At 65.0% G+C, this 24,807-nt stretch carries 19 protein-coding genes; 5 read left to right on the top strand and 14 right to left on the bottom strand.

The window, feature by feature from the left end; genetic code table 11:
- Positions 1-18: 18 nt before the first annotated feature.
- The 5 genes from AC3RCJ_RS24500 to AC3RCJ_RS24480 form a co-directional block, all read right to left on the bottom strand.
- Positions 19-507: a DUF6702 family protein gene (locus tag AC3RCJ_RS24500; RefSeq protein WP_492964999.1), complete on the bottom strand. Its 489-nt coding sequence runs from the start codon at positions 505-507 to the stop codon at positions 19-21.
- Positions 504-2,879 (bottom strand): M1 family metallopeptidase, encoded by a 2,376-nt coding sequence (locus tag AC3RCJ_RS24495; protein ID WP_492964998.1) that lies wholly within the window; start codon positions 2,877-2,879, stop codon positions 504-506. Before AC3RCJ_RS24495 ends, AC3RCJ_RS24500 begins: the two co-directional genes overlap by 4 nt.
- A 165-nt stretch (positions 2,880-3,044) precedes the next feature.
- Positions 3,045-3,506, bottom strand: coding sequence for a MarR family winged helix-turn-helix transcriptional regulator (locus AC3RCJ_RS24490; RefSeq protein ID WP_492964997.1), 462 nt, complete (start codon positions 3,504-3,506; stop codon positions 3,045-3,047).
- Positions 3,507-3,618: 112 nt separating this feature from the next.
- Positions 3,619-4,437 carry a sugar phosphate isomerase/epimerase family protein gene (locus tag AC3RCJ_RS24485; protein WP_492964996.1) on the bottom strand — a complete coding sequence of 273 codons (819 nt, stop codon included), beginning with the start codon at positions 4,435-4,437 and terminating at the stop codon, positions 3,619-3,621.
- Complete coding sequence (locus AC3RCJ_RS24480; RefSeq protein ID WP_492964995.1) at positions 4,437-5,276, bottom strand: phytanoyl-CoA dioxygenase family protein; 840 nt, start codon at positions 5,274-5,276, stop codon at positions 4,437-4,439. Before AC3RCJ_RS24480 ends, AC3RCJ_RS24485 begins: the two co-directional genes overlap by 1 nt.
- 109 nt (positions 5,277-5,385) lie before the next feature.
- Between AC3RCJ_RS24480 and AC3RCJ_RS24475 the strand changes: the two genes are divergently transcribed.
- Positions 5,386-6,339, top strand: coding sequence for a LysR family transcriptional regulator (locus AC3RCJ_RS24475; protein ID WP_492964994.1), 954 nt, complete (start codon positions 5,386-5,388; stop codon positions 6,337-6,339).
- A 3-nt stretch (positions 6,340-6,342) separates the two neighbouring features.
- On the opposite strand, the gene AC3RCJ_RS24470 is transcribed toward AC3RCJ_RS24475, so the two are convergent.
- Positions 6,343-7,413: a M29 family metallopeptidase gene (locus tag AC3RCJ_RS24470; RefSeq protein WP_492964993.1), complete on the bottom strand. Its 1,071-nt coding sequence runs from the start codon at positions 7,411-7,413 to the stop codon at positions 6,343-6,345.
- Between the two features lie 291 nt (positions 7,414-7,704).
- On the opposite strand from AC3RCJ_RS24470, the gene AC3RCJ_RS24465 reads away from it, so the two are divergent.
- The gene (locus AC3RCJ_RS24465) at positions 7,705-8,124 is read left to right on the top strand and encodes a hypothetical protein (RefSeq protein ID WP_492965005.1); all 420 of its coding nucleotides are present in this window, start codon (positions 7,705-7,707) and stop codon (positions 8,122-8,124) included.
- Positions 8,125-8,445: 321 nt separating this feature from the next.
- Here AC3RCJ_RS24465 and AC3RCJ_RS24460 read toward each other — a convergent pair whose 3' ends face one another.
- Both AC3RCJ_RS24460 and AC3RCJ_RS24455 read right to left on the bottom strand, forming a co-directional pair.
- Positions 8,446-9,948 (bottom strand): hypothetical protein, encoded by a 1,503-nt coding sequence (locus AC3RCJ_RS24460; protein WP_492964992.1) that lies wholly within the window; start codon positions 9,946-9,948, stop codon positions 8,446-8,448.
- Entirely contained in the window at positions 9,945-10,832 is an 888-nt protein-coding gene (locus AC3RCJ_RS24455; protein ID WP_492964991.1) for a hypothetical protein, read from the bottom strand. Before AC3RCJ_RS24455 ends, AC3RCJ_RS24460 begins: the two co-directional genes overlap by 4 nt.
- A 282-nt stretch (positions 10,833-11,114) precedes the next feature.
- Here AC3RCJ_RS24455 and AC3RCJ_RS24450 point away from each other — a divergent pair, with 282 nt between their 5' ends.
- Positions 11,115-11,921, top strand: coding sequence for a hypothetical protein (locus AC3RCJ_RS24450; protein ID WP_492965248.1), 807 nt, complete (start codon positions 11,115-11,117; stop codon positions 11,919-11,921).
- Between the two features lie 56 nt (positions 11,922-11,977).
- On the opposite strand, the gene acpA is transcribed toward AC3RCJ_RS24450, so the two are convergent.
- Entirely contained in the window at positions 11,978-14,098 is a 2,121-nt protein-coding gene (gene acpA, locus AC3RCJ_RS24445) for an acid phosphatase (protein WP_492963466.1), read from the bottom strand.
- Between the two features lie 163 nt (positions 14,099-14,261).
- Between acpA and AC3RCJ_RS24440 the strand changes: the two genes are divergently transcribed.
- Positions 14,262-15,518: a cytochrome-c peroxidase gene (locus tag AC3RCJ_RS24440; RefSeq protein WP_492963467.1), complete on the top strand. Its 1,257-nt coding sequence runs from the start codon at positions 14,262-14,264 to the stop codon at positions 15,516-15,518.
- Between the two features lie 171 nt (positions 15,519-15,689).
- A complete protein-coding gene (locus tag AC3RCJ_RS24435) occupies positions 15,690-16,019 on the top strand; it encodes a hypothetical protein (protein WP_492963468.1) in 330 nt (109 codons plus the stop codon).
- A 54-nt stretch (positions 16,020-16,073) separates the two neighbouring features.
- On the opposite strand, the gene AC3RCJ_RS24430 is transcribed toward AC3RCJ_RS24435, so the two are convergent.
- From AC3RCJ_RS24430 to AC3RCJ_RS24410, 5 genes are all read right to left on the bottom strand, one after another.
- Positions 16,074-17,921: a GGDEF domain-containing protein gene (locus AC3RCJ_RS24430; protein WP_492965803.1), complete on the bottom strand. Its 1,848-nt coding sequence runs from the start codon at positions 17,919-17,921 to the stop codon at positions 16,074-16,076.
- A 381-nt stretch (positions 17,922-18,302) separates the two neighbouring features.
- On the bottom strand, positions 18,303-20,003 hold the full coding sequence (locus AC3RCJ_RS24425) for a methyl-accepting chemotaxis protein (protein ID WP_492963471.1): 1,701 nt from the start codon (positions 20,001-20,003) through the stop codon (positions 18,303-18,305).
- A gap of 126 nt (positions 20,004-20,129) precedes the next feature.
- Positions 20,130-21,938: an ABC transporter ATP-binding protein gene (locus AC3RCJ_RS24420; protein ID WP_492963473.1), complete on the bottom strand. Its 1,809-nt coding sequence runs from the start codon at positions 21,936-21,938 to the stop codon at positions 20,130-20,132.
- Complete coding sequence (locus tag AC3RCJ_RS24415) at positions 21,928-23,679, bottom strand: ABC transporter ATP-binding protein (RefSeq protein WP_492963475.1); 1,752 nt, start codon at positions 23,677-23,679, stop codon at positions 21,928-21,930. Before AC3RCJ_RS24415 ends, AC3RCJ_RS24420 begins: the two co-directional genes overlap by 11 nt.
- 167 nt (positions 23,680-23,846) lie before the next feature.
- Complete coding sequence (locus AC3RCJ_RS24410) at positions 23,847-24,677, bottom strand: phasin family protein (RefSeq protein WP_492963477.1); 831 nt, start codon at positions 24,675-24,677, stop codon at positions 23,847-23,849.
- Between the last annotated feature and the right edge of the window lie 130 nt (positions 24,678-24,807).

Genomic DNA, 24,807 nt, shown 5'->3' with positions numbered 1-24,807 from the left:
GTATGGGTATGCCCGGGCTTACCTGATCGGCAATTCCGTGTTCTGGCGGTCGAAAATCAGCGTCTGGATGCTGCCGCTGTCCTGCACGTTGAGGGTATTGCGCTGGCTGGGCAGGAAGTCGGTCAGCAGCCCGTTGTGGATGCGCGTGGCGGGGGCCAGGCGCGTGCGTTCGATCTCCTGGAAGATCACCACGTTGTCGGCATTGACCTGCATGCCGACCCAGTTCAGGCGCAATCGCTTGCCGTCCGGTCCCACGAGATAAAACTGTTTTTCGACATAGCGGCGCAGGGCCGCTTCGCTGTCTTCCTGTCCCAGGTCGAACTGGCGCTGGTACAGATTCGTCAGCAGCGCTTCCACGTCGTGGCCCGTGTAGGTGTGCACCACTTCCGTGCTGCCGCTGGCCGCGTTGTAGCTGATGTCGGCGATACCCATGTGAAAATTGTGGGCGCCGGCCGCCATGCTGGCGCAAGCCAGCAGGGTTGCCGCGAGGAGGCGCCAGCGCTTCACGCCTCGTCGCCCTTGTCGGAGCCGCCGTTCTGGCCTTTCAACGGCGTATGAAAGTCGCGCATCAGGTTATCCTTCGGTGACTTCTCGCTCTTGAACAGTTCCAGGCGCGAGGGCGTGATTTTTCTCGGCCAGCTATTGTTGCTGGTGTCGATGTCGGCCGTTTCCCAGTACGGGTCCTGCACCAGGCCCACCATCGGTTCATCCGTGATGACGACCTTGGTGATTTTCTTCGGCGAGTAGCGCCACACTTCGGCCGGCACGCGCTCGACGTACTTCTTGCCGCTTTTCAGTTCGATCTCGAGAATCAGGGGCATGACCATGCCGCCCACGTTCGACAGGTCGACCAGGTACAGGTGCTTGCCCTGTTTCAGCAAGTCCTTTTCCCACGGTTCCAGCGCGGCCAGCGCTTCGGCATAGGCGTTGCGGTCCTTGTTGGTCACCGTGAAGTCGTCGTGCTGGTTGTAGAAATCCTTGAGCTCCGGGTGCGCGTCGACGCGGCGCGGCATGCCCTTGTTGGCGCGGCTCGTGACGGATTCCGGCTGGGCGTCCTTTTGCGCCTTTTTCCAGGCCTTTTCCGTTTCCGGATTCTTTGAACTCACGCCATATTCGCTGATGCCGTCGATGCTGATGTCGACCGGGTCGGTGGTATAAAACCAGCCGCGCCAGAACCAGTCGAGGTCCGTGCCGGAAGCGTCTTCCATGGTGCGGAAAAAGTCGGCCGGCGTGGGGCGCTTGAATTTCCAGCGCTGCGCATATTCCTTGAAGGCGTAGTCGAACAGCTCGCGCCCGAGGATGGTCTCGCGCAGGATGTTCAGGCCCGCCGCCGGCTTGGCGTAGGCGTTGTTACCGAACTGCAGCAGGGATTCGGAATTGGTCATGATGGGCACCTGCTCGCGGCTACGCATGTAGTCGACGATTTCGCGCGGTTCGCCGCGCGACGCCGGGTAGTTCTCTTCCCACGCCTGCTGCGCCAGGTATTGCACGAAGGTGTTGAGGCCCTCATCCATCCACGTCCACTGGCGCTCGTCCGAGTTGATGATCATCGGGTAGTAATTGTGGCCCACCTCGTGGATGATCACGCCGATCAGGCCATATTTGGTGCGCTTGGAATACGTGAGCGCGCCCGTTTTCTTGTCCTTCACGGGACGGGGACCATTGAACGAGATCATCGGATATTCCATGCCGCCCACGGGGCCGTTGACGGAGATGGCCGTCGGGTATGGATAGTCGATGCTGTACTTGTTGTATTGTTCGATCGTGTGCACGATGGCTTGCGTGCTGTATTTTTCCCACAGCGGATTGCCCTCTTTCGGGTAGTAGGACATGGCCATCACATCGCTGCCGCCTTTCTTGTAGCCCTGCGCGTCCCAGATGAACTTGCGGCTCGAGGCCCAGGCGAAGTCGCGCACGTTGGCCGCCTTGAAGTGCCACGTCTTTTGCGCGCGGCTGACGGATTTTTCGGCCGCTTCCGCTTCCTTCTGCGTGACGATGACGACGGGCTTGTCGCTGCCGCGGGCCTTTTCAAGACGCTCGCGCTGCGCGGAAGACAGCACGTCCTGTGGGTTTTGCAACTCGCCAGTGGCGGCGACGATATGGTCGGCAGGCACTGTCAGCTGCACGTCGTAGTCGCCGAACTCCAGCGTGAATTCGCCGGAGCCCAGGAACTGCTTGTGCTGCCAGCCAGCCGCGTCGTAATAGGCCGCCATGCGCGGGAACCACTGCGCCACTTCGAACAGGGCGTTCTTGTCGTCGAAGACTTCGTAGCCGGCGCGCCCGCCCAGCACCTTCTGTTCGTTGATGCGGTAATCCCAGTCGATGTGGAGGACGAAATCCTGTCCCGGCTTCAGGGGCTGCGGCAGGTCGATGCGCATCATGGTGCGGTTGATGACGTATTTCAGCGGCTGGCCATCGGCGCCTGTCAAACGGCGGATATTGAAGCCGCCCTGGAAGTCGCCGCGCGCGAGGATGCCGCGCAAGCCTTCGAATTTCATCGTGTCTTCGCCCGCCGTCTTGGCCCACGCCTGGCGCGAGGGCGCCGTGGCCATGCGGCGCGCGTCGGAATCGGGCTTGTAGATATTCTGGTCCAGTTGCAGCCACAGGTAGCCGAGGGTGTCGGGCGACCGGTTATGGTAGGTGATGCTGCCGCTGCCGGCGATTTCGCGTTTGGCTTCATCCAGGGTGGCGCGTATCGTGTAGTCGGCGCGCTGCTGCCAGTAGGCGTGGCCAGGCGCGCCGGAGGCGGTGCGGTAGGTATTCGGGGTGGGCAGCACCTCTTCGAGCTGGCGGAACTTGTCGTCGAATGGTTCGGCGGCGAAGGCCGACACGGTAAAGCACAGAGCCAACGAGGCTACGGAGCCGAAAGGTATGCGCATGGTCACCCTGATGTTGTTGTAAGGAAATAGTGGCAACTATTCTATACGCAGGGCGATACCGGCCTTGTATCGATTTGTAATAAAGAAAGGCGGATTATGCGCCAGCTTTTGCCGGGCGCCGTCAGGGCGATGCTTTACCTGATTTTGCTCGGAAAAGTGGCGCCTTTACTCACTTTTCATCAGGCTGTCGCGCAACTGGTTCAGTTGTTGTTTCATGTCCACAACCTGCTCCACGCTGCAGTGGCTGGCCGTCAGGATGGCTTCTGGCAGCAGGGCCGCTGCGTGGCGCAGCTGGTCGCCTTGCTGCGTAAGGGAAATGATGACTTGGCGCTCGTCGCTGGCGGCGCGCGTGCGGTTCAGCAAGCCGGCCTGCTCCATGCGTTTGAGCAGGGGCGTCAGGGTGGCCGAATCGAGGAACAGGCGCTCGCCCACTTCCGACACCGTCAGGCCGTCGCGTTCCCACAACACCATCATCACCAGGTATTGCGAATAGGTGAGACCGAGCTTGCGCAACAGCTTGCGGTACAGCTTGTTCATGGCGAGCGAAGTCGAGTACAGCGCAAAGCACAGCTGGCTGTCCAGGCGCGGCACCTGGTGCAAGGGGTTGGGGGAAGTGGCGGTATCCATGGGCACAGTATATATAGTGCACTACTTAATTGCAACCGAGTGACGAGCGTGGCTGGCGCGCGTCCATGCCCCGGACCGGCTGGCCCGGGGCATGGGGAGCGGTCGCGGCGAACTACTGCGCGTAGCGCGCGCGCAGCAGGGCGAGCATGGCGACGTTCTGTTCCCACGCATCCGTCACCGGCTGCTGCGTCCAGGGCAGGGTTTGCGTGTATGGCGCGGGGCCGAATTCCGGCGTAAACGTCATGCGCTCGGCGCCGGCGGCGCGGCGCAGGGCGACGATGGCGTCCCACCAGGCCAGGTGGGCGTCCAGCGCTGGTTTCGCTTCCGGCGCGCGGAAGTCGGCCACCTGCGGGCCCTGCGCATGGCCCACGCGCGCATGCACGTGGCGCACCAGCGGCAGCACTTGCGCCAGGGTCTGCGGCTGGTCTTCCAGCAGCGACTCGCAGGCGCAGCACCAGTGCGACAGGTCGGCCGTCAAGGGCAGGTCAGGGTACTGTGCCAGATACGGCAGCAGCAGCATCGGGTGGCCGGAAAAGCGGCTGCGGTGGAGCTCATGCACGATGGGCACGCCGTGCCTGGCCGAGATGGCGGCGGCCAGGTCGAGCAGTTCCCCGTTCTGCGCCTGGCTGTAGTAATCCTTGCCCGTGTGGGTGTTGACCAGCACGGGGCGCGCCAGGCAGGCGTTTTCCAGCAGTTCGGCCAGGGCGGCGCGGTGCAGCGCGAAATCGCTGTGGAAGACGGTTTCCCACTGCGCGGCGATCAGCTGCAGGCCCGCCTTGGCGATGCGGTCTGTCCATTCCTCGCGCAGGGCGGCGTCCAGCGGCAGCGACATCTCGATGCCGTCGAAGCCGGCCGTCAGTACCCTGTCGATGAAGACCTCGGGCGCCAGGTCGTTATTGCCCCAGTGGGCGGCGAAAAACTCGATGCGCATCAGACGAAGCCCCGCACGGGGAACGCCGCGTCGCGCTGTATCCAGTTGTGGGCCGCGTACTCGGTCTGGCCGTCGGTGGCGTGCAAGGTGTAGGCATGGCGCGAGACGGGCGAGCGGTTCGGCGCGCTGTAGTGGGGCAGCAAGCCGTGGAAGCAGACGAGGGCGCCCGCCTTCACTTCCAGTGGCACGGCCGTGCTGTCGTCGGGCCAGGGCATCGCGTCGAGCTTTTCCACGCGCACGGCATCGCCGTTGCGGATGAAGCGTTCGCGCAGGGGGCCGCGGTGGCCGCCCGGCTCGGCCCACAGGCAGCCGTTGTCCAGGGTCGCGTCTTCCAGCGCGAACCAGAAGGTGGTCACGCTGATGGGCGTGGTCTCGAAATACGTGGCGTCCTGGTGCCAGCGCACTTCGCCGCCGATGCCGGGCTGCTTGAAGATGTACATCGATTGCCAGACCTGCGCGTCCGCCAGGCCCAGGTCGCGCGCCACGTCGGCCAGTTTCGGGTCAGCCGAAAAGGCGCGGAAGACGGGGTCCAGGTCATGCATGGCGTGGCCGATCTTGTTGATCGACAGCGATTTCGCCTGTTTTAACTGGCCGTCCGCGCCGAAGGCCTCTTCCTCGAAGAAGCAGCGGATGGTGTTGTCGGAAGCGAGGAAATAATCGTTGGTGTTCTTCGCCTGGTCGCGCGTGGTGAAGATGGATTGACTCTGGCCGGGATCGAATTCGTTGACAATCTGTTCGGCGCGCGCGCGCAGCGCGGCGATTTCGCCCGCACCCTTGAAATCGGGCAGGATGAGGTAGCCGTCGCGTTGGTATTGTTCTTGTTGTTCGATCGTCAGCATGGCAGCGGCTCCGGAGATTGGTAGAAGGCGCCATTGTAGGATGGGGACAGTGCGCAAACAATCGCCCTCTGGTTGACAGATTGTCGCCAAAACGCAGACAATCTTTGACATGGATCAACTAAAAGCGATGGAAATCTTTGTCGAAGTGGCGCGCCAGCGCAGCTTCACGGTGGCCGGGCAGCGCCTGGGTTTGACGCGCGCCATGGTCAGCAAGACCATCATGCAGCTGGAAGAGCGCCTCAATGCGCGCCTGCTGCACCGCTCCACGCGCGAAGTGAGCCTGACGGATGCGGGCCGCGCCTACCTGGCGCCGTGCATGGCCACCGTCAGCCAGGCGCAGGAAGCGGCGCGCATGGTGGCGCACGTGGCGCAGGCGGGCGCCGCGCTGGCAGGGCCGCTGCGCATCCAGGCGCCATCGAGTTTCGGCAGCGCGTGGCTGGCCGATGCCGTCGCCCGTTTCAGCCTGCTGCACCCGCAGGTGCGGGCCGAGCTGTTTGTCGACGATGCCTTGCTCGATCCGATACGCCACGGCTTCGATTTGACCATCCGCGTGGGCGGCATCCCGGACAGCAGCGCGCTGGCCATGCGCCCGCTGGCGCCGTGCCGCGCCGTGCTGTGCGCCAGTCCCGCCTACCTGGCGCAATGGGGCGTGCCGCAGACGCCGCAAGACTTGTTGCAGCACCAGTGCCTGCATTTCAGCCACCTGACCGATGGCACGCACTGGCATTTCCGGCGCGGGGCGGGTGACAGGCAGGAGGAGACGAGCGTGCGCGTGCAGGCGGGCTTCACGGCCAATAATGGCCTGGTGCTGCAGCAGGCGGCGCAGCGGGGACTCGGCATCGTCTACAGCACCACCTTTCTCGCCTGGCGCAATCTGCTCGATGGCAGCCTGCTGCCCGTGCTGTCCGGCTGGGAGCTGCCGCTGAATCACTTGAGCGCCCTGTATCCGGCCAGTCGGCAGCCGTCGCCCAAGGTGCGCGCGCTGATCGATTTCCTGGTGGCCGAATACCAGCCCGTGCCCCCATGGGACCGCGAGCTGGCAGCGGCGGGTTTTTTCAGTTGACGTTCAATTGAAGGCGACGGCTTCCACCGTCCACGCGCCATCGGCGTACACGCGCTCGTCGTCGAGGAAGACGGCCTCGGTGACGGCAAAGATATCGACGTGATAGCGCGCATCCTTGCGCTTGAACTGGGGCTTGGTGTAGACGCCGTGCTTGGCGCCCAGCGACAGGTGGATGCCGCACATGCGTTCATAGGTGCCGATGTCGTTGACCAGCTGTGCGCGCGAAAAGGCGCGGTTCATGCCGAAGCCCAGTTCGCGCACCCACACTTCGCCCTCATGCGCGCGGATGATCTCGAGCATGGCGGTAAATTCCGGCGTGGCGTGCTCGGTGCCCGTCACGCGGCCCCTCTCGATGATCAGGGTGATCGGCGTGTCGGGGCGGTTGACCATGAAGTGCGTGTCGCCAAAGACGAAGATGCGCACGCGGCCGTTCACCGCTTCCAGGTCTTGCGCTTCCGTAAACACTTCGCCGAGCGGGAACTGGCCGCCGATATTGTTCATGCCGCGGTAGTCGCCGATATTGAGCTTGGCCGCTTCGAACGGGGAAGCAAAGACCAGCTGCTCGCCGCCGCTGTCGACCATGCCGTGGCGGGCGCCGTCGATGCGTGCCTTCAACGCATGGCCGACGCCACGATAATAATCGGGGTCGTAGGCCAGCGAAGCGATGTAATGCAGTCCCTGCACGCCGGGCATGCGCGACAAATGCACGTGTTCGATCACTTTCAGGCCCCGCTTGAACAGCTCGATGCGGATGCGGAACGCTTCCAGGCGGAAGCTGGTCGACTGGATCAGCACGACGAGGCTGCCTGCCGGCAGGTCGGCAAACGCGGCCAGCACGGCGTCCGGCGTGACCTCGTCGAAATCGATGAAGGTGGCGTCCGGCAAGGCCTGGCGGTACGCTTCCGTCAGCACGACATTGAGCCAGCTGCGCTTGTCGCAGACGATCAGGGCCGGTTCGTCCGGGCGGTGGCAGATGGCCATGGCCAGCAGGTCGGCCACGTTTTGCGCGGCCACTTCGGTGGCGGCGGCGCTGATGGCGTCGAGCCGGCTGGTGTCATTCTCGGGAAGCGTCATGGTGCGGATTTCGTCTGGCTGGAGTAAACGCTGCATTATAAAGTGATTGGGGAGCGCCTCGCCATTCGCCATCGGGGGGAGGCGGGGCGGAGTCCTGATTATCTTGTGTAGTGCCCTGTGGCAATGTATTATTTGAAAAACAGCCTGTAAGCGGTTTGGCCCGGTGCCACCGTTTTGATTGGCAATATGCGGTTCCAGCGGGACGTCAACCACTGCTATAAAGAGTGTGATGCGAAAGAGTGTGATGCGAAAGAGTGTGACGCGATGAGTATAATTGGACAAGATATCCCCATGGAGCGGCCCGATGCGGATGGGCGCGCCGCCGTGTTTGTTCCCGTCACGGGCGTCAAGGAAGATGTCTTGCTGACCATACGCAAAGGCGCGGCCATCGTCGGCTTTGCCAACCACGACCGCACCGTCACCGTGTATTTCGAAAGCAACCGTTTCGACGATCCCGTGCTGGCCAAGTGGGAACACAAGGCGCGCAAGGCCTATGACCGCCTGGTCGAGAATGCACCTACCGTGTCGAAACTGACCACCAGCCCTGCCAATTTCGAGCAGATCGGCTACATCAATGGCAAGGGCATCACCATCCGCCGCATGGAAAGCCTGCAGCGCTGGCTCGCGTATTCGGAGGCGATGGAATCGTGCCCGGAGAACGAGATCATTCCGCGCACGGTGATTGCGAAAGTTGACGCTGTCAAAGTCTAAGAGCGGCTGATAAAACGCCCAAGGCGTTGTTGCCTGCCTCTCGCCGTACTGACGTACTGTCTTCGAGGCGGCGCCTAGCCCTGAGCATTTTCTCAGCCGCTCTTGGCGCGCTTACGAATGGCTGTACGAAAGGCCACAGTTTGTAGCCTTTCCCTCGGTCCTGGCGTACTGTCTTCGGGGCAGAGCTTGGCCCTGCATGCTTGCGCGGCCACTGTCGCGTGGGCTTGGAGTCAACAATGTGTCGGATTACGCGGGGCGTTGCCCCGCTAATCCGACCTACGCGACCTACGCCTGACTTCGCTTTTTGCTTCTCGCTCCTTGCTACACCACGATGATATTCGCCTGCGCCTTGAGCGGGCAGGGCAAGGTATCGTCGAAGGTGATTTCGATGGCGCTGGCGACGAACATGCCGCCGATGTGCTGGGCGGCGATTTCCGGCGGCGTGCCCGGCTTGGTCAGGTTGACGTCCTGGGCGAAGACGAAGACTCTCCAGGTGCCGAAGACCTGTTGATCGTATTGCAGCAGGGTGCGGTAAGCCCGTTTCAAGTCCAGGCTGCCTGCGTACACGCCGTCATTGGCGCCCGGGTCGAAGCCCAGGCCATCGTCGGTCAGCGATTCCACGAAATACAGGCCTTGCGGCGCCTGGAACAGCACGAAGGCGTACAGCTCCGTGCCGCGGAAGACATTGCCATTGTCGCGCTTGAAGCTGGCGCGCAGCCACAACGGTTCGTACGCTTGCACGACGGCCGGCGTATCCGTTTCCACGGGCCCCGCCACGTGGATGTTGACTTGCGTTTCGGTGACGGCGTGCTGGTAGGTGGCGCCCGTGGTGAAACGCTCGTACTGCCAGCTGATGTCGGCCGTGTAGGGCAGGCCCGCGTTCGGCGCTTCCGGCAACACCCATTTCGCCACTACGCGCTCGGCCAGCGTCAGTTCGCCGGCGGCCGGTGGTGTTGCTTCCTGGCCACGCCAGAAGGGATCGGCCACGTCGGAGCAGGCGACGGCGATGGCGCCCGAGGCGATGGCCGAGGCCACGCCGGCGACCGTGAACTCGGGCTGGCCCGAGCCGGCCCCTTCCAGCGAACAGCAGTGCACGTCGGGTTCCGTTTCCTCGAAGCTGCCACCCACGCTGAAGCTGGCCTTGCCGGAACCGAGCGCGGCGGCAATGATGGCCACCAGCGCGGCGATGATGGCGATGATGATGGCGAGGATCTTCCACCAGGGATCGGAAAACGGCAAGTCTCCATGCGTGCCCGCGTAGGCGGGATTCGGCGTCCAGACGAGGGTCATGCCGGTCGGCACGATCGGGCCCAGGCCCGGAGGGCAGCGGCACTCCTTCCCATCCGTGCCCGTGCCGCCCCAGCGCTTGCCCGGCAGGTGACCCTGTGGCTTGGACAGTTCCAGCGTGCCTTCCTCGACCGTGCAGGTATAGGTATTGCTCATGCTGTCGAAGCGCGTCTGCGAGACGAAGATCTGCTGGATCGAGCGGTGCGGCGTGTAGCCGTCGGCCTTGGCGACAAAGCTGACGAGGCGCTTGCCGGGCGTGGCGTGCTGGAAGTCGGCATCCCACATCACCAGCATGGCCGCGCCGGCGGGCACGCTGGCAAAGAAGAAGGTGCGCGCCACGGGCACGATGCCGGGGTCGCCCACGCTTTCCAGGTACACGGTGACATTCGTCAGCGGGCTGCCGGACGTGTTCGTGACGTGGGCGGCGATGCGCAAGCCATAGATGGCATTGTCGAAGATGCCATCGGGCAGCATGATATTGGTGACGGGCTCGATCGCGAACGGCCGCGTCAGCACCTGCATGGGGGTGTCGCTCATGATGCTTGCTCCTCGGGGCTGTGCTGTTCTTGCGCCTGTTCTTGAGCTTGTTCTTCTTCCAGATCGGTGACGACATAGGTGACGCCGCCCAGTACCTTGCCATCCTGGCTTTCCAGCACGCGCAGCAGCGCATACTGGCGTGGCGGCAAGGCTTCGGCGCGCAGGCTCAGGTACACGGCCTGCGCCTGGCCGCGCGGCACTTCCAGCGCCAGCTTTTGCTCGCCGGGCGCATCGCCATTGCAGTGGGGCGTGCGCGCCAGACCCGCTATCAGGCGCGCTTCCCTGGCCGGTTGCCATCGCTCAAGCCCGAGCGTGGCCAGCAGACGCTCCGGCAGTTCGCCGCCTTGTTCAATGAGCAATTCCACTTTCCTGGCTGCGCGGGGCAGGGCCGCCACCGCGATGGCCAGCAATTGCGCGCGCCGTGCCGCCAGCACCACGGTGACATTACGCTGGGCAATCTGCTCGTGCTGCTTGGGCTGGAACGGAAAGCCGTTGGGCAGCGGATCGGGCAGCGGGTTGATGTCGCCAGGGCCGTGGGCCACGGCCAGCAGGCATTCATGGCCGCCGTTGACGATGACGGGAAACCATGGCACCAGGCACAGCACTTCCTGCGTGGCGCCCGGCGCCAGGTCGGCGAACGCGGAACCGATCAGCGTGGCGGCGCCGACGGCGATCTGGCCCGAGGGATCGGCCCAGTAAAAGTCCACGCGCACGCCGTTCGAGGCGCTGTTGCCCGTGTTGTGCACGCGGCCCCACAGGTAGTTGCTGCTGCCGGCGATGGGCGCCCCGGGCGCGCCGTTCGGATCATTGCCCGGCACGACCCAGATATCGGCGCTGTCCCACCACGAGGGCTGGCCGTCTTCAATGATCAGGTGGGCTGGCATGGCAATCTCCTTGTCCGTGGCCTGTGCTTGTAGCTTAGGCCGTGGCGGCGTTGGCCTCTTGATCGGCGTCAAGCCTACGGATGACTGCGCGGGCGCGCCGTGGCGGCTGCTGCGTGGGGTAATATTGCGGCAGAATGCAGCAGAGTAAATCCAGGAAAAGGTTGGAACGTGTCTGAAAAAGTGAATGAAGTTTGCGTCAATGCCGCTTGCGGCCGGACCTTGCCGCTGCGCGTGGCGCATTGCCCGTTTTGCGGCGTACGCCAGGCCGTAACGGCGCCTGTTTTGACGAAGGTGGCAGCGCCGGCCTCCGTGCCGCCGCCTGCGATGCCGCCGCCGGTGCCGCGCATGCCGCCGCCCGTGCCCCTAGCTTCACCCGTTCCCGCGCCGCCGCCGGCGCCGCCCCTCAAGCCGGCTCCCGCACCGGCATCGGCGCCGGCCAAGACGCCGCCCGCCAAGCCGGCCGCCAGGGGCTCGATGCCGCCGCCGCGCCCGCCCGTGCGCCTGCGCACGTGGATCGCGGCGGCCGTGGTGCTGACCGGTATCTGGTTTTATAACAAGCCGGCCGACAAGCCCGCCAGCGTGGCGGAACAGGTCGAGGCCGCCACTGCGCTGGCGGCGCAGTGCGACCTGGACGGGGCGCGCAGCGCGCTGGCCGTATTGAAAAGCGCCAAGGCGCCCGCCGCGCAGATCAAACGCTTGCAGGCGGACATCAGCAAGTCCGCCGCCGCCTGCGACAGGCAACAGCAGCGGGCGCAGGCGTGGACGGCGCTGCAAGGCAGTGTCCAGCAGGCGCTCGATGCGGGCAAGCCGGACCTGGCTGCCACGCGCCTGGCCGCCTACGTGAAACGCTGGGGCGACGATGCCGACACCCTGGAACTCGACGCCAGGGTGAAAGTGGCGCAAGCCAGCGCCCAGCTCGATGCGGCCGACGCCTGCCTGGCCAAGGGGGACCGGGTTTGCCTGGAAAGCAGCCTGATCGCCGCCGAGCGCTACAAGCGGCCCGAGCTGGCGGCGCGCGCGCAGGCGCTGCGCACGGCGCTGTCGCAACTGCTCGAACGTTCGCTGCTCGATACGGCCCCGGGCCAGTAGCGCCAACCGCTAAAACGCCCGCCGCGGCGGGACCGGGCGGGCGCACCTACTCAGCCCTACTCTTGCGGCACCAGGGCCAGCGCCGCGCTGAAGTCGCCCATGGGCTTGCCGCCGTTGGCCACCAGCGCCTTGTCGCGCTGCGTCAGGCCGTCGAGCACGGGCAGGGCGAAGCGGTGCGTGATGGCGCGCAGGATGGACGCCGAATCGTATTGCGTATGATCAACCAAGCCCTTTTTCACGTACGGCGAGACGAGGATGGCCGGCACGCGCGTGCCCGGGCCCCAGCGGTCGCCCTTCGGCGGCGCGGCGTGATCATAAAAGCCGCCGTTTTCATCATAGGTGACGATGACCAGCATGTTCTTCCACTGCGGACTTTTCTTCAGCTGGGCGATGACGCTGGCGATGTGCGCGTCGCCGTCGGCCACGCTGGCGTAGCCCGCATGCTGGTTCAAATTGCCCTGCGGCTTGTAGAAGGCCACGGGCGGCAGCTTGCCGGCGCTGGCATCGGCCAGGAACTGGCTGTCGAAGTCGCGCAGGTGGGCGGCGCGGTAGGCGGGCGCCTTCACCGGGTCCATGTTGGCAAAATAGTTGAACGGCTGGTGGTGGAACTGGAAGTTCGGCGGATTCGGGAAGCTGCCGGCGCGCGCGCTGGCCGTGGCCAGGGCCGTCGTATCCTTCCAGGCGCCCGCATACCAGGCCCAGTCGATGTTCTTGCCTGATAACAAGTCGCCGATATTCGTCTGCGTCTGCGGCGGCAGGGTGTTGGCCTTGCCCGTGTCCGCATACAGCTTGCTGCTGTCGGCCGATGCCGGGGCGTTGCTGCTGGGCTGGAACGGCGGCTGCATGGTGTTGACCGCGTAGAACATGCCGGAGCCGTCCGCCGGCGTCAGCGCGCCGTCGTTGGCGTAGGCGGGCGCGCCGTTCAGGACGGTGCTCGGCGCCGTGGCGGACGGCGTCAGGCGCACGAAGTTGCCGTTGGCGTCGACGTCGATCTTTGCAATCGATCCCTTGGCCACCGAGGTATCGGCGTTCGGATACGTGGGCGCGCAGGCGCAGATCAGGTACTGGTGCGTGAGGAAGGAGCCGCCGAAGGCGCCGATGAACAGGTTGTCGGCCAGCGCATATTGTTTCGCGATATCCCACAGCTGCATCTTGCTGCCGTCGTAATAGCCCATCGACAGGCCGCCCGCGTCCGAATAGGCGGCGAACCTGTCGTTGGCGCCGCCATTGATCTGCATCTGGTTGTTGTAGAAGCGGTGCACGAGGTCGCGCGTGATCACCGATTGCGGCAGGTACAGCGGGCTGCCGGCATCGTCGATCTGGAACGGCTTGTTCGGCAGGTTGGCCGATTGCGCCTGCGTGATGACGGTGCCCTGGCCGGCCGCCGTCATGCCGCCCCAGGTGGGCGGCAGCACGGGCAGGGTGCTGCCGTCATAGTCTTTCTGCGGCACGTAGGCGGCAGTCGACGTGGGGTTTACGCCCGGTACGCCGTTGGCGCCCGGGAACAGGCCGTACAGATTGTCGAAGCCGCGGTTTTCCGCGTAGATGACGACGATGGTCTGGATATTGTTCAGCGCCAGCGCGCCGTTCAGGGCGGCCAATGCATCGGCCGGCGCCGCCTGTGTGCTGGCGCTGGCGATCAAGTCCGTCACGCTGGCGTTTTCCGCCTTGAGTTTTGTCAATTCGTCGCCGCTGGCCTTGTTGAAGTCGGCCGCCAGGCCCGCTTCCGACACGCCCAGGCGCGCGGCCAGCTTGCTGCTGGCGGCCGCAAAGTCGCCGCCATTGGCGTCCATGATTTGCGCCAGTTCCGTCGACAGCGCGCTGACGAAGGCGCTGTGCCCGGCGGGGGCGCGCAGCAGCAGCTTTTGCGTCACCTTGCTGCCTGCGTCGCCGATGACCTCGTGGCGGATGGCGTCCGTGCCGACCGTCACCAGCACGGCGCCCTGGCCGTCGAGCGTGTAGCTGCCGTCGGCGGCCGTGCGCACCGTTGGCGAGCCGCTGTCGCAGGTCAGCCTGGCGCTGGCGCTTTCTAGGCAGACCTGGGCGTTTTCATAGTAGCTGCCGATGACCTGGCCCGTGACGTGCGGCGTGACGGCATAGTCGCTGCCGCAGGCCGCCAGGCCCAGCGACAGTAGCAAGGGCAGGGGCCGTAAAGAGGTTGTTGCGTGCAAGTTCATGTTCATGCCTTGTGGGTGGAAAACGTCGCATGCTAGGCAGGCAATATGTCAGCTGCGTGACATGTCAGCGCCTGTTACATGACGTAATGTACGGACTTGATACATGACGTTGCGCAGGGTCTTGTCACGCAGCCGTCACATGCCCTTGCTAGGCTGCCAGCCCATGATGAAAACGAACCCCTCACTGCTGCTCGCCTGTGTAGCCGCCGGCCTGCTGGTCGCCTGCCATCCGGCAGCGCAAAAGGAAGCCGCGGCCAAGCCCGCTTATCTGTCCGGTGCCTACGCGCCCACCCTGCCACGCCAGCCTTCCGTGGCGGCAATGACGGCCATGGGTCGCGCCATGTTTTTCGAGCCCAGCCTGTCCGTGTCCGGGAAGCTGTCGTGCGCCAGCTGCCACAGTCCCGAACATGCCTACGGCCCGCCGAACGGGCTGGCGGTGCAGCTGGGCGGCCCGCAATTGCAGGACGCGGGCACGCGCGCGGCGCCGTCGCTGCGCTACCTGCAGACCGCACCGGCCTTTACCGAGCACTATCACGACGACGATGGCGACGACAGCGTCGACGCGGGCCCCACGGGCGGGCGCAACTGGGATGGCCGCGCCCCGTCCGGCCACGAGCAGGCGCTGGCGCCATTGCTGTCAAAGCGCGAGATGGGCAACCGCGATGCGGCCGCCGTCGTCGCCAGACTGCGGGCCGGCCCCCTGGCGGGGCAGTTTCGCCGGACGTATGGCGCCGATATCTTTGAACAGCCGGGCCAGGCGCTGCGCTGGGCGCTGATGTCGCTGGAAGTGTTCCAGGAAAGCCCGTCGGATTTCTATCCGTACACGAGCAAGTACGACGCCTTCCTGCGCAAGCAGGTCAGCCTGACGCCGCAGGAAGCGCGCGGCCTGGCCCTGTTCAACGATGAGCGCAAGGGCAATTGCGCGTCCTGCCATATCAGCCGGATCGCGCCCGGCGGCGCCTTCCCGCAATTTACCGATTACGGCTTGATCAATATCGGCGTGCCGCGCAATGGCAGGCTGCCGGCGAATGCGGACCCGGCATTCTTTGACCTGGGACTGTGCGGCCCGGACCGCACCGACTTGATGCAGCACAAGGAGTACTGCGGCAGCTTCAAGACCCCTTCCTTGCGCAATGTCGCCGTGCGCAAGGTGTTCTTTCACAATGGCAGCTTTGACAGCCTGGAACAGGTGCTGCGTTTTTACGTACAGCGCGATACGGCGCCGCAAAAATGGTATCCGAGAGATAACAGCGGCAAGGTGCGCAAATACGACGATTTGCCACCCGGCATGGCAGCCAATGTCAACGTGGACGCGCCGTTCGACCGCCAGCCGGGCCAGCCTCCGGCCATGAACGAGAAGGAGATTGCCGACGTGATCGTGTTCCTGAAAACCTTGACCGACGGCTACCAGGCGCCGTGAGCGGCGCCATGCGGCGGAAAGGGGCTTGACTGTGAAAATGCCAAGATACCATTGCTTACAAATACGCTACAAAACCGTGTTTTTATGTGCGTTAGCGAACGCTAGAAAAGAATTTCCCCGTGTATATTGAAGACTGATCTGTTTGTTTTGATAACAATGAAAGGGAATATCATGAAAGTAAGCAAAAATTGGATGACCGTGTGCGCCGCCGGCCTGATCGTCGTGGCACTGGCTGCCTGCCAGAAGAAGGAAGATGTCGCCGCCGGCCCTGCGGAGCAAGCTGGCCAGAAGATCGATGCCGCTGCAGCCAAGGCTGAAGCCGACATCAAGGCCGCTGCCGCCAAGGCCGATGCCACCATGAGCCAGGCCGCTTCCGAAACGGGCGCCAAGATCGACCAGGTCGCCGCCGACGCCGACAAGAAAATGAGCGAAGCGGCCGATGCGGTCGGTAAAAAAGTGGAAAAAGCGGGCGAAAAGATGCAGGACGCCGCACACAAGTAATGTCCGCGCAGGCTGGTCCCGCCAGCCTGGCCCCGCTGCCGCCAGTGCCGTTTCCTAGCCGGCAGCGGTCGTACTGCACGCATCCGTGCCGCCAGCCGCACCGGCTGCGCGATCGGCTGCCGTTTCCGCCGTATTCCTTGCTTCCATCCCGCCCAGCACCACGCTCAGGTCGACATAACCGTCGCGCCATGCCCGTTCCAGGTCTTGCTCGACCGCTTCCAGGCTAGTGCGTTCCACATGATGAAAGCCGCGCAAGCCATACGCGCGGTTGCGTCCGTGCGCCTTGGCCAGGTATAGCGCCATGTCGATCAGGTTGACGCTGCGTTCCCATGGCAGCGGCTGGCCCAGCGGTGCCAGCGGATATGGTGCATAACCCACGGAAACATGCACGGTGATGGCCTGTCCCTGGTAGTGGATGGCTTGCGCGGCCACGCCGTTGAGGATGCGCAGCGCGATATCGTCGAGCCCGTCGCGCGCGACGGATGGCAGGAAGGCGAGGAATTCCTCGCCGCCCCAGCGCACGATCATGTCCGTTTCGCGCAGCACCTCATGCAGCGTTTCGGCGATCGTCGTCAGCACCAGGTCGCCCGCCGCATGGCCGTAGCGGTCGTTGATATGCTTGAAATGGTCGACATCGAGCAGGAACAGCGCGCCCACCTCGTTGCCCGCATGCGGCGACAGCGGCCTGCCCGCGTGGCTGCGCATGAATTCCTGGAAGTGGCGGCGGTTATACAGGGCCGTCAGCGGGTCGCGCGCGCTCTGGCGCTTGAGCTCCTGGTTCTTTACCTTCAGCTGGACATTCGCATGGCGCACCTTGCGGTACAGCATGCCGACGATGACGGACGCCATGGCCAGCACCAGCGCCAGCAGCCACCAGACGCGCTGCTGCAGGCGCCGGTTGTCGATCTCGGTGCTCTTGAGCTGATTTTCGCGGCTCAGCAGCTCGATCTGGCGCTGCTTCTTTTCCGCCTCATATTTTTCTTGCAATTCATACACGGATTTTTGCCGCTGCTTCTCGAACAGCTGGTTGGAAATACCGCGCTCGCGGTGGTATGCCGTCACGGCGCCGCGCATGTCGCCCGCCTTTTCCAGCGCCATGCCGTATTCCAGCAGCACGGCCTGCATATCCGGCTGGTTGGCCGTGCGCTCGTAGTACACGAGGCCCGTCTCCACGCTTTGCTTGCCTTCCAGTACGCGTCCGAGACCGATCAGCGCCTGGCCGATGTTCAGCCGCGCCGTCGCCTCGACCTGCTCGTTGTTGATCAGGCGCGCCGCCGCGATCGCTTCATTCGCGTAGCGCAGCGCCTGCACATGGTCGCCCTGTTTCAGATAGCTGTCCGACAGATTGACCAGGGTGGTGGCCACCATGCCCCTGGCGCCCAGCTTGCGTTCCAGCGCCAGCGCATCGAGCAACGCGCGCTGGCCCCGCTGGGGCTGCTGCGCATCGAGTGCCAGGCCGTATTCCGTATTTTTTGCCTGCGCCATGCGGCCCGGCGATTCCAGGGTGCCCGAGACGGCCAGCAATTCCTCGAGTACCTGGAATCCCTTGTCGTATTCGCGCATCTGCGTGTACAGCAAGGTGAGCGCATTCAGGGCGGCGGCCAGGTTGGAGGGAGAATCGCTGAGGCGGGCCAGGTCGACGGCCGCTTGCAGCTTGGCCAGGGCGAACGGGAAATTGCCTTCCTCGGCCCATGACTGGCCCGCGCTGATGGTCGCCTGCACGCGTACGGGCAGGTCATCCGTCCGGTTGGCGATCTTTTCCGCCTCGAACGCCAGCAAGTGCGAGGCGCGGCGCTCATTCATGGCAAACGTGATGTAGGCCTTGCTGAGCATGCCCTTGGCCAGCGCCACGTCATTGTTGTTCATGCGCGCGTAGGCGATCAGTTCCTCGGCCAGCTGCATGGCGACGTCGTTCTGCCCCAGGCGCATGCGTGCATTGCTCAGCTGGGTGAGGAATTCGGCGCGCACGGCCAGCGGCGCGGCGCGCGCTTCCGTTTCCACCTCTTGCAGGCGGGCCAGGGCGCGCTCGGGCACGAAGCGGCCGTCTTCGCGCACGTCGGCTATGTGCCGCAGCAAGTCCTCCTGGGCGCTGGCGGCAAGCGGCGACAGGCAGGCCAATGCCAGCAGCCAGTGTGCTCTCCGCCATGATGCCCGTTTCTGTCTGCCTGCCAACGTACCGCCCCCGCAATAACCAAGCTTGTCTGCAAAGATTATATTCTGTTGCAATCAAGAAATATCACGGCCGGTGCAGAATTTTACGAAAGTGCACACTTTGGCTGCGCGTCAGCGCAGGGACAGGGCCGAGGTGGCCGGCGGGCTGCCCTTCAGGCGGAAGATGGCGACGGCCGTGATCAGGGCCTGCGCCTGTTCCTGCAGGCTTTCGGCGGCCGCTGCCGCCTGTTCGACCAGGGCCGCGTTCTGCTGCGTGATGTTGTCCATCTGCGTGACCGCCTGGTTGACCTCGGTGATGCCCGCGCTCTGCTCGTGGCTGGCGCTGGTGATCTCGCTCATGATGGCGGCCACCTTCTGGATGGAGTCCACCACCAGCGCCATGGTGCGCCCCGCCTCGTCGACGAGCTTGCTGCCGGCATCGACGCGCTCCACGGACGCGCCGATCAGCGTCTTGATTTCCTTGGCGGCGGCCGCGCTGCGGTGGGCCAGGTTGCGCACCTCGCTGGCGACGACGGCGAAGCCGCGCCCCTGTTCCCCGGCCCGCGCCGCCTCCACGGCCGCGTTCAGGGCCAGGATATTGGTCTGGAAGGCGATGCCGTCGATGACGCCGATGATGTCGGCGATCTGGCTGGAGCTTTCCTTGATGGCCCCCATCGTGCTGACCACCTGGGCGACGACGGCGCCGCCCTGCACGGCGACGGCCGAGGCGGTGGCGGCCAGCTGGTTCGCCTCGCCCGCGTTGCTGGCGTTTTGCCGCACCGTCGCCGTCAGCGTTTCCATCGAACTGGCCGTCTCTTCGAGGGAACTGGCTTGCGCTTCAGTACGCGCCGACAGGTCGGCATTGCCCAGCGCGATTTCGTGCGTGGCCACCGACATTTCGCCGGTGCTGCTGCGGATGTCGCCGATCAGCCCCGTCAGGTTGGCGTTAATCGTGTTCATCGCGTGCAGCAGCACGCCGATTTCGTCGGCCCGTTCGATGACGGCGTCGATGCTCAGGTCGCCGCCGGCGATCAGCTGCGCCGTGGCGATCGCCTGGTCCAGGCTGCGCTTGATGTGGCGGTACACGAGGAACAGGCACAGCAGAGAGACCATGACCGACACCAGCAGCACGCCGACCGTGACGGAGTAGGCGGCCATGGTGCCGCTCATCGCCGTCTGCACGGCGGCGCTCGTGCGCTGATCGAGCAGCGTGAGGAATTCATTCACCGGCTGCATGATCTTCGCCTTGTTGCTGTGGTATTGGGCGTCGTGCATGATGGCGCGCGCCATTTCCAGGTCCGGCGGCCCGGTTTTGGTGAAGTTGCCGCTGCCGTCGTCGAAGCGGCCCTTGACGGCGTTCATGGCGATCACCTCGGTCTTGACCAGGCCGTCCGAATTGGCTTGCGCTTCGCGCAGCTTGGCGAATTCCTGCTCGCTGAAGCCGGCCTTGCGCATCAGCTCGGCCAGCGGCACGGCGGGCCCCGTCGACGCGGGCACGGGCACGCCTGCCGCCACGAAGTCCCAGTAGATGCGCTCGTAGTGGGCGGGACGCGGCTTCTTGCCGTTGCGGATGTCGAGGATGTCCAGGTATTGTTGTTCGTACCGGGCGTCGCCCGTGACGACATAGGTGCGGGCCAGACGGGTCAGGTCGTCCGAGCTTTGCCGCAGTTCGTCTGCCAGCAGGTAGGACTGGTAGCGCGTTTCCGTGACGCGGTTAGCCTCGGCCTGCTTGCCCGCCACCCGGAACAGCGCCCACAGGCTGATGACGGAGAGCGCCAGGCTGAGCAGAAAAATGGCGGTGAAGATATTCTTGATCGACAGTTTGCTGCGCATGGTACCCCCCGGAAGTGTGGTTGGGGCCGTCGGCGCTGCCCGCCAGATGAATATACTCCCGTCTGTACGGCATTTTTAATGCCGTACAGAAAAAAAGTGGCGCCATGCAACGGCGCCCCCTGCCTATCAAACTGCCAGTTGCTGCAGCAGGTACAGGCGCTGGTACAGGCCGCCGTCGATCTGCATCAGGGCGTCGTGCGGACCCGCTTCCGTGATGCGGCCGTGGTTGAGTACGATGATGCGGTCCGCCTCGCGGATGGTCGACAGGCGGTGGGCGATGGCGATGATGGTCACCTTGCCGCGCAATTCGTTGAGGGCCGTCTGCACGATCTGCTCCGTCTGGCTATCGATGCGCGACGTTGCTTCGTCGAGCAGCAAAATGCGCGGCTCGCCGGCCAGCGCGCGGGCAATCGCGATCAGCTGCTTTTGCCCCGACGACAGGCGCGAGCCGCCTTCGCCCAGCGGCGTGTCGTAGCCGTGCTCGAGCGCGGCGATGAAGTCGTGCGCATGCGCGGCGCGCGCGGCCGTCTCGATCTGCTGCTGCGTGTAGCCGCGGCCCATGTCGATGTTTTCGCGCGCCGAGGCGGCCAGCAGGAAGGGATCTTGCGGCACCAGGCCCACGTCGGCGCGGAACTGCTCGTTGTCGATGCTGTCGAGGGCGACGCCGTTGATGGCGATGCTGCCCTGCGTGACGGGGTAAAAGCGCAGCAGCAGCGAGAGCAGGGTCGACTTGCCGCTGCCCGTGTGGCCGACGATGCCGAAAAACGCGCCCTGCGGGATCTGCAGCGACAACTCGTGCAGCACGGGCTGGTTTTCCACGTAGGCGAAGGTCAGGCGTTCGATGTCGACGGCGGGCGCGTCGCTGCCCGCTTTTGCCTGCCGCAGGGCCGGTGTTTCCCGTCCCTGCGCGTGCTCGAGCGCCTGCGCTTCGTCGAGCAGGGCCGAGACGCGCGCCGTGGCCACCACCGATTGCTGCAATTGGCTGAATTGCATGGTGATCTGGATCAAGGGTTCGATCACGCGCGCGATGTAGCTGATGAACGCATACAGCACGCCCACTTCCACGGCGCCCAGCTCGCGCCGGCCGAAGCTGACGATGACGACGGCCAGCAGCACGATGTTGAGCATGTCGAGCGCGGGGCGCAGCAGCCAGGCGTTGGCGCGCAATTCCTGCATGCGCGCCGTGTAGTGGTCCTGGTTGATGCCCGTGAAGCGCGCGCCGAAGCGCTTTTCCGCGTTATTCGCCTGCAGCACGCTCATGCCGCCTATCGATTCGGCGATCTGGCCGTTGATTTCGCTGCGCAGCGCGCGCGCCCGCGTGACGGCCGGCGCGCTCCAGCGCTGGTACAAAAAGACGATGAGCAGCACGGCCGGCAGCAGCGCCAGCACGATCAGCATCAAACGCCAGTCGAGGAAGGCCATGGCGGCCATGGTGCCGACGAGGACGATGGAGCTGTCGAGGATGACGAACAGCACCTGCACGTACAGCGATTTCACCGCCTCCGTGTCGTTGGTGACGCGGCTGACCAGCTGCCCCGTGATGGCGCGGTCGAAGAAGGCCATCGGCAGGCGCAGCACGTGCTGATACACGGTTTCCCGCAGGCGCTGCACCGAGCGCATGGCCAGGCCGGACAGGCGCACCAGCTGCAAGTAGCGCAGGCCGGAAGCGATCCAGCCGGTCAGCAGGCAGCCGCCCAGCAGCAGGGACATGCGCGTCCAGTCCAGGTGGCGCGGCAGCAGGTGCTGGTCGATCAGGGCCTTGCCTAAAATGGGACCCGTGACTTCCAGGGCGGCGGCGAGGATCAGCCAGAACGTGGCCCAGTACAAATGGCGCAGGTCGGGCGCGGCGGCGCGGCGCAGCAGGCCGATCGCCTGCACGGCCTGGCGGCGCACGGATGGCGTGGCGCTGGTGGCTTGGTCGTTCTTAGATGGCATCGAGGCTGGCCTCCAGTTGTTGATAGCGCCACTGGCTGGCGTACCAGCCGTCGCGCTGCATCAGCGCGTCGTGGTTGCCCGTTTCCGTCACGTGGCCATCGCGCAGCACGAGGATCAGGTCCGCATTGACGACGGCGCTCAGGCGGTGGCTGGCGATGATGGCGCTGCGCTCGGGGCGCTTGCGGCGCAATTCCTCCAGGTGCTGCAGGATGCGCGTTTCCGTGCCGGTGTCCACGGCGGACAGCGCATCGTCCAATAGCAGCAGGCCGTTGTCGGCCAGGAGGGCGCGGGCAATCGCCACGCGCTGGCGCTGGCCGCCGGACAGGGTGATGCCTTTTTCGCCCACATGCGTTTGATAACCGTCCGGGAACTGCAAGATGTCGGCGTGGATGTCGGCCAGCTGCGCCGCCCGCTCCACTTCCTCGCGCGTGGCGCCGGGGCGGGCCAGGGCGATGTTGTCGGCGATGCTGGCGGAGAATAAAAACGACTCCTGCGGCACCCAGCTGATGGCCGCGCGCAGCGCGTGTAAGGTGTAGGCGTCCAGCGGCTGGCCATTCCACGTGGCCGTGCCCGATTGCGGCGTGACTTGGCGCAGCAGCACGCGCAGCAGGGTCGACTTGCCGCTGCCCGTGGGACCCACTAAACCCAGGGTCTGGCCCGGCAGCAAGCGCAGCGCGATGCCGGACAGCGCGGGCACCGTCTGGCCCGCATACGCAAAACCGACGTCCTGCAATTGCAGGGGGCCGGGCGTCAGCGTGGCGATCGTGCCGTGGTCGTCGATGGCCAGCGGCGCATCGAGCATGGGCTGCAAGCGCTGCCAGGCGGCGCGGCCCCGTTCGATCAATGAGAGCACCCAGCCGGCGGCGAACATGGGCCAGATCAGCTGGCCCAGGTACATGGAAAAGCTCGTCAGCGCGCCGATGGTCAACTGGTCTTGCCACACGAGGTAGCCGCCCAGGCCCAGGGTCAGCGCCGTGGCGGCCGTCAGGGTCAGGCCGACGGCCGGTTCGTACGCCGCTTCCCAGCGCTGCGCCGTCAGGCTGGCGTTGGCCGCGTGGCCGGCCAGGGTGGAAAACTGCTGGCTGCTGCGCTCTTCCAGGCCCAGCGCGCGCAGGGTGCGCACGCCCGACAAGGACTCTTGCACATGGTCGTTCAGCGCGGAAAAGCGTTGCAGCGAATCCGTCGACGCCGTGTGGATATGGCTGGAGATGCGCCAGAAGGCCAGGCCCATCAGCGGGAACGGCAGCAGGGCGATGCAGGCCAGGCGCCAGTCCACGCCCAGCAGCATGATGCCGAGCACCATCAGCAGGGTCAAGGTGCCGTCGAAGCCGGCCAGCATGGCTTCGCCGGCTGCCATTTCGATGGCGTCGATGTCGTTGGTCGCCAGCGCCATCAGGTCGCCCGTGCGCTGGTTCTGGTAAAACGCGGCGCCCTGCTGCGACATGCGCGTGTAGAAGCGCGTGCGCAGCATCACGCCCAGCTGGTAGGCGGCCTTGAACAGGGTGATGCGCCAGCCCACGCGCAGGAAGTAGATGACGACGCCCACGGCGAGCAGGGTCAGCAGCTCAAGCCACAGTTCGGCAGCCGTCATGCGGTGCGCGGCTAGGGCGTCGATGATGGCGCCCACGCGGCGGGGAATCCAGACGGTCAGTGTTGCCACGCCGGTCAGCATGACGGCGGCGGCGGCATACGCGGGCCAATGCTGGCGCACGAAGCCGGCGATGAGCCTCGATAAACTCATGGTTACCTTTTGTTTTGCAGTAATGGGGTGTCGCGGGGCGGAAGGAAGGGCACGCGGACGGAAAGTACGCGTAGGATACAACAAGGCAGGAAACCCCGCTGTGGACGAGGACGTAAAAAAACGGGCCGTAGCCCGTTGTTTTTCCACGCGAGGGGCAGCGCCGTCGCTTATTTGCGTTTGCGGCCTTTGCCGCCGCCCAGCATGTCCAGCTGTTTCGATGGCGTGCCCTTGGCGGCCGGACTGGCTGCCGGCGCGGCCGGGGCCTTGACGGGGGCCTTGGCTACGCTGCTGCCGGCAGCGCTGGCCGGCTTGGCCGCCGGTTTGCCTGCCGCGACCGGCTTGCTGGCCGCCGCTGCGGGCGGGGCGGTCTTGACCGGGGCGGCCACAGGTGCGGGCGCAGGGGCTGGCTTGGCGGCGACTGGCTTGGTGTCGGCTACGGCGGCCTTGACGGCCGGCGCCGGTGCGGGGACGGCGGCCGGTTTGGCGGCCGGCTTGACGCTTTCCACCGGCGTGGCCGGCGTGGCCTTGGCTGCCACGGGCGCCGAGGCGGCGATCGGCAGGCTGGCGGCCAGCGGCAGCGGGGCCGGCGTTGCCGGCGCTGGCGCTGGCGCCAGCTTGGCAACTGGCGCGGGCGTCGTCGTGGTGGTGGTGGAAGCAGGCGCGGCAGCATCCAGGCGGGCCTTGGCCGAGGCCAGCAATTCGGCCTGGGTGCTCGAGGCGATGCCGAACAGCTGTCGGCTATAAGCCAGCACGCTTTCGATATTCGGCTGCGCCTGGCTGGTGCTGTAGCTGAAGAAGTCGCGCGGGTCTTGCGTGACGAGCAGGTGCTGGGCCGTTTCCGCCGTGTGCGAAAGGGCGGCCTTGCCGGCGTTCAGGTTCAGCGCGATGATCTTCTCGGCGCTTTCAAAGACTTTGCTGGTCAGAAGGCTGAAGATTTGCAACTGGTTTTCCAGTTGCGACTTGGCGGCACTGGAAAATTGTTCTGGAAGCGGAAACATATTTACTCCTTTGTACGGATTAAAATGCTGGCAAAACGCTCTGCAAAATCCCGAAAACCAGAGTTGGCCGCGTTTTGTAAAGTGGGTAGCGTGCTGTACAGCTGATCATAGACTTTTTATGATGCAACGC

It is taken from the genome of Janthinobacterium sp. GW822-FHT07H11 (assembly GCF_058798615.1).
Note: the sequence above shows the minus strand (reverse complement) of the source record. Positions and strands in the feature narration are given on the sequence as shown.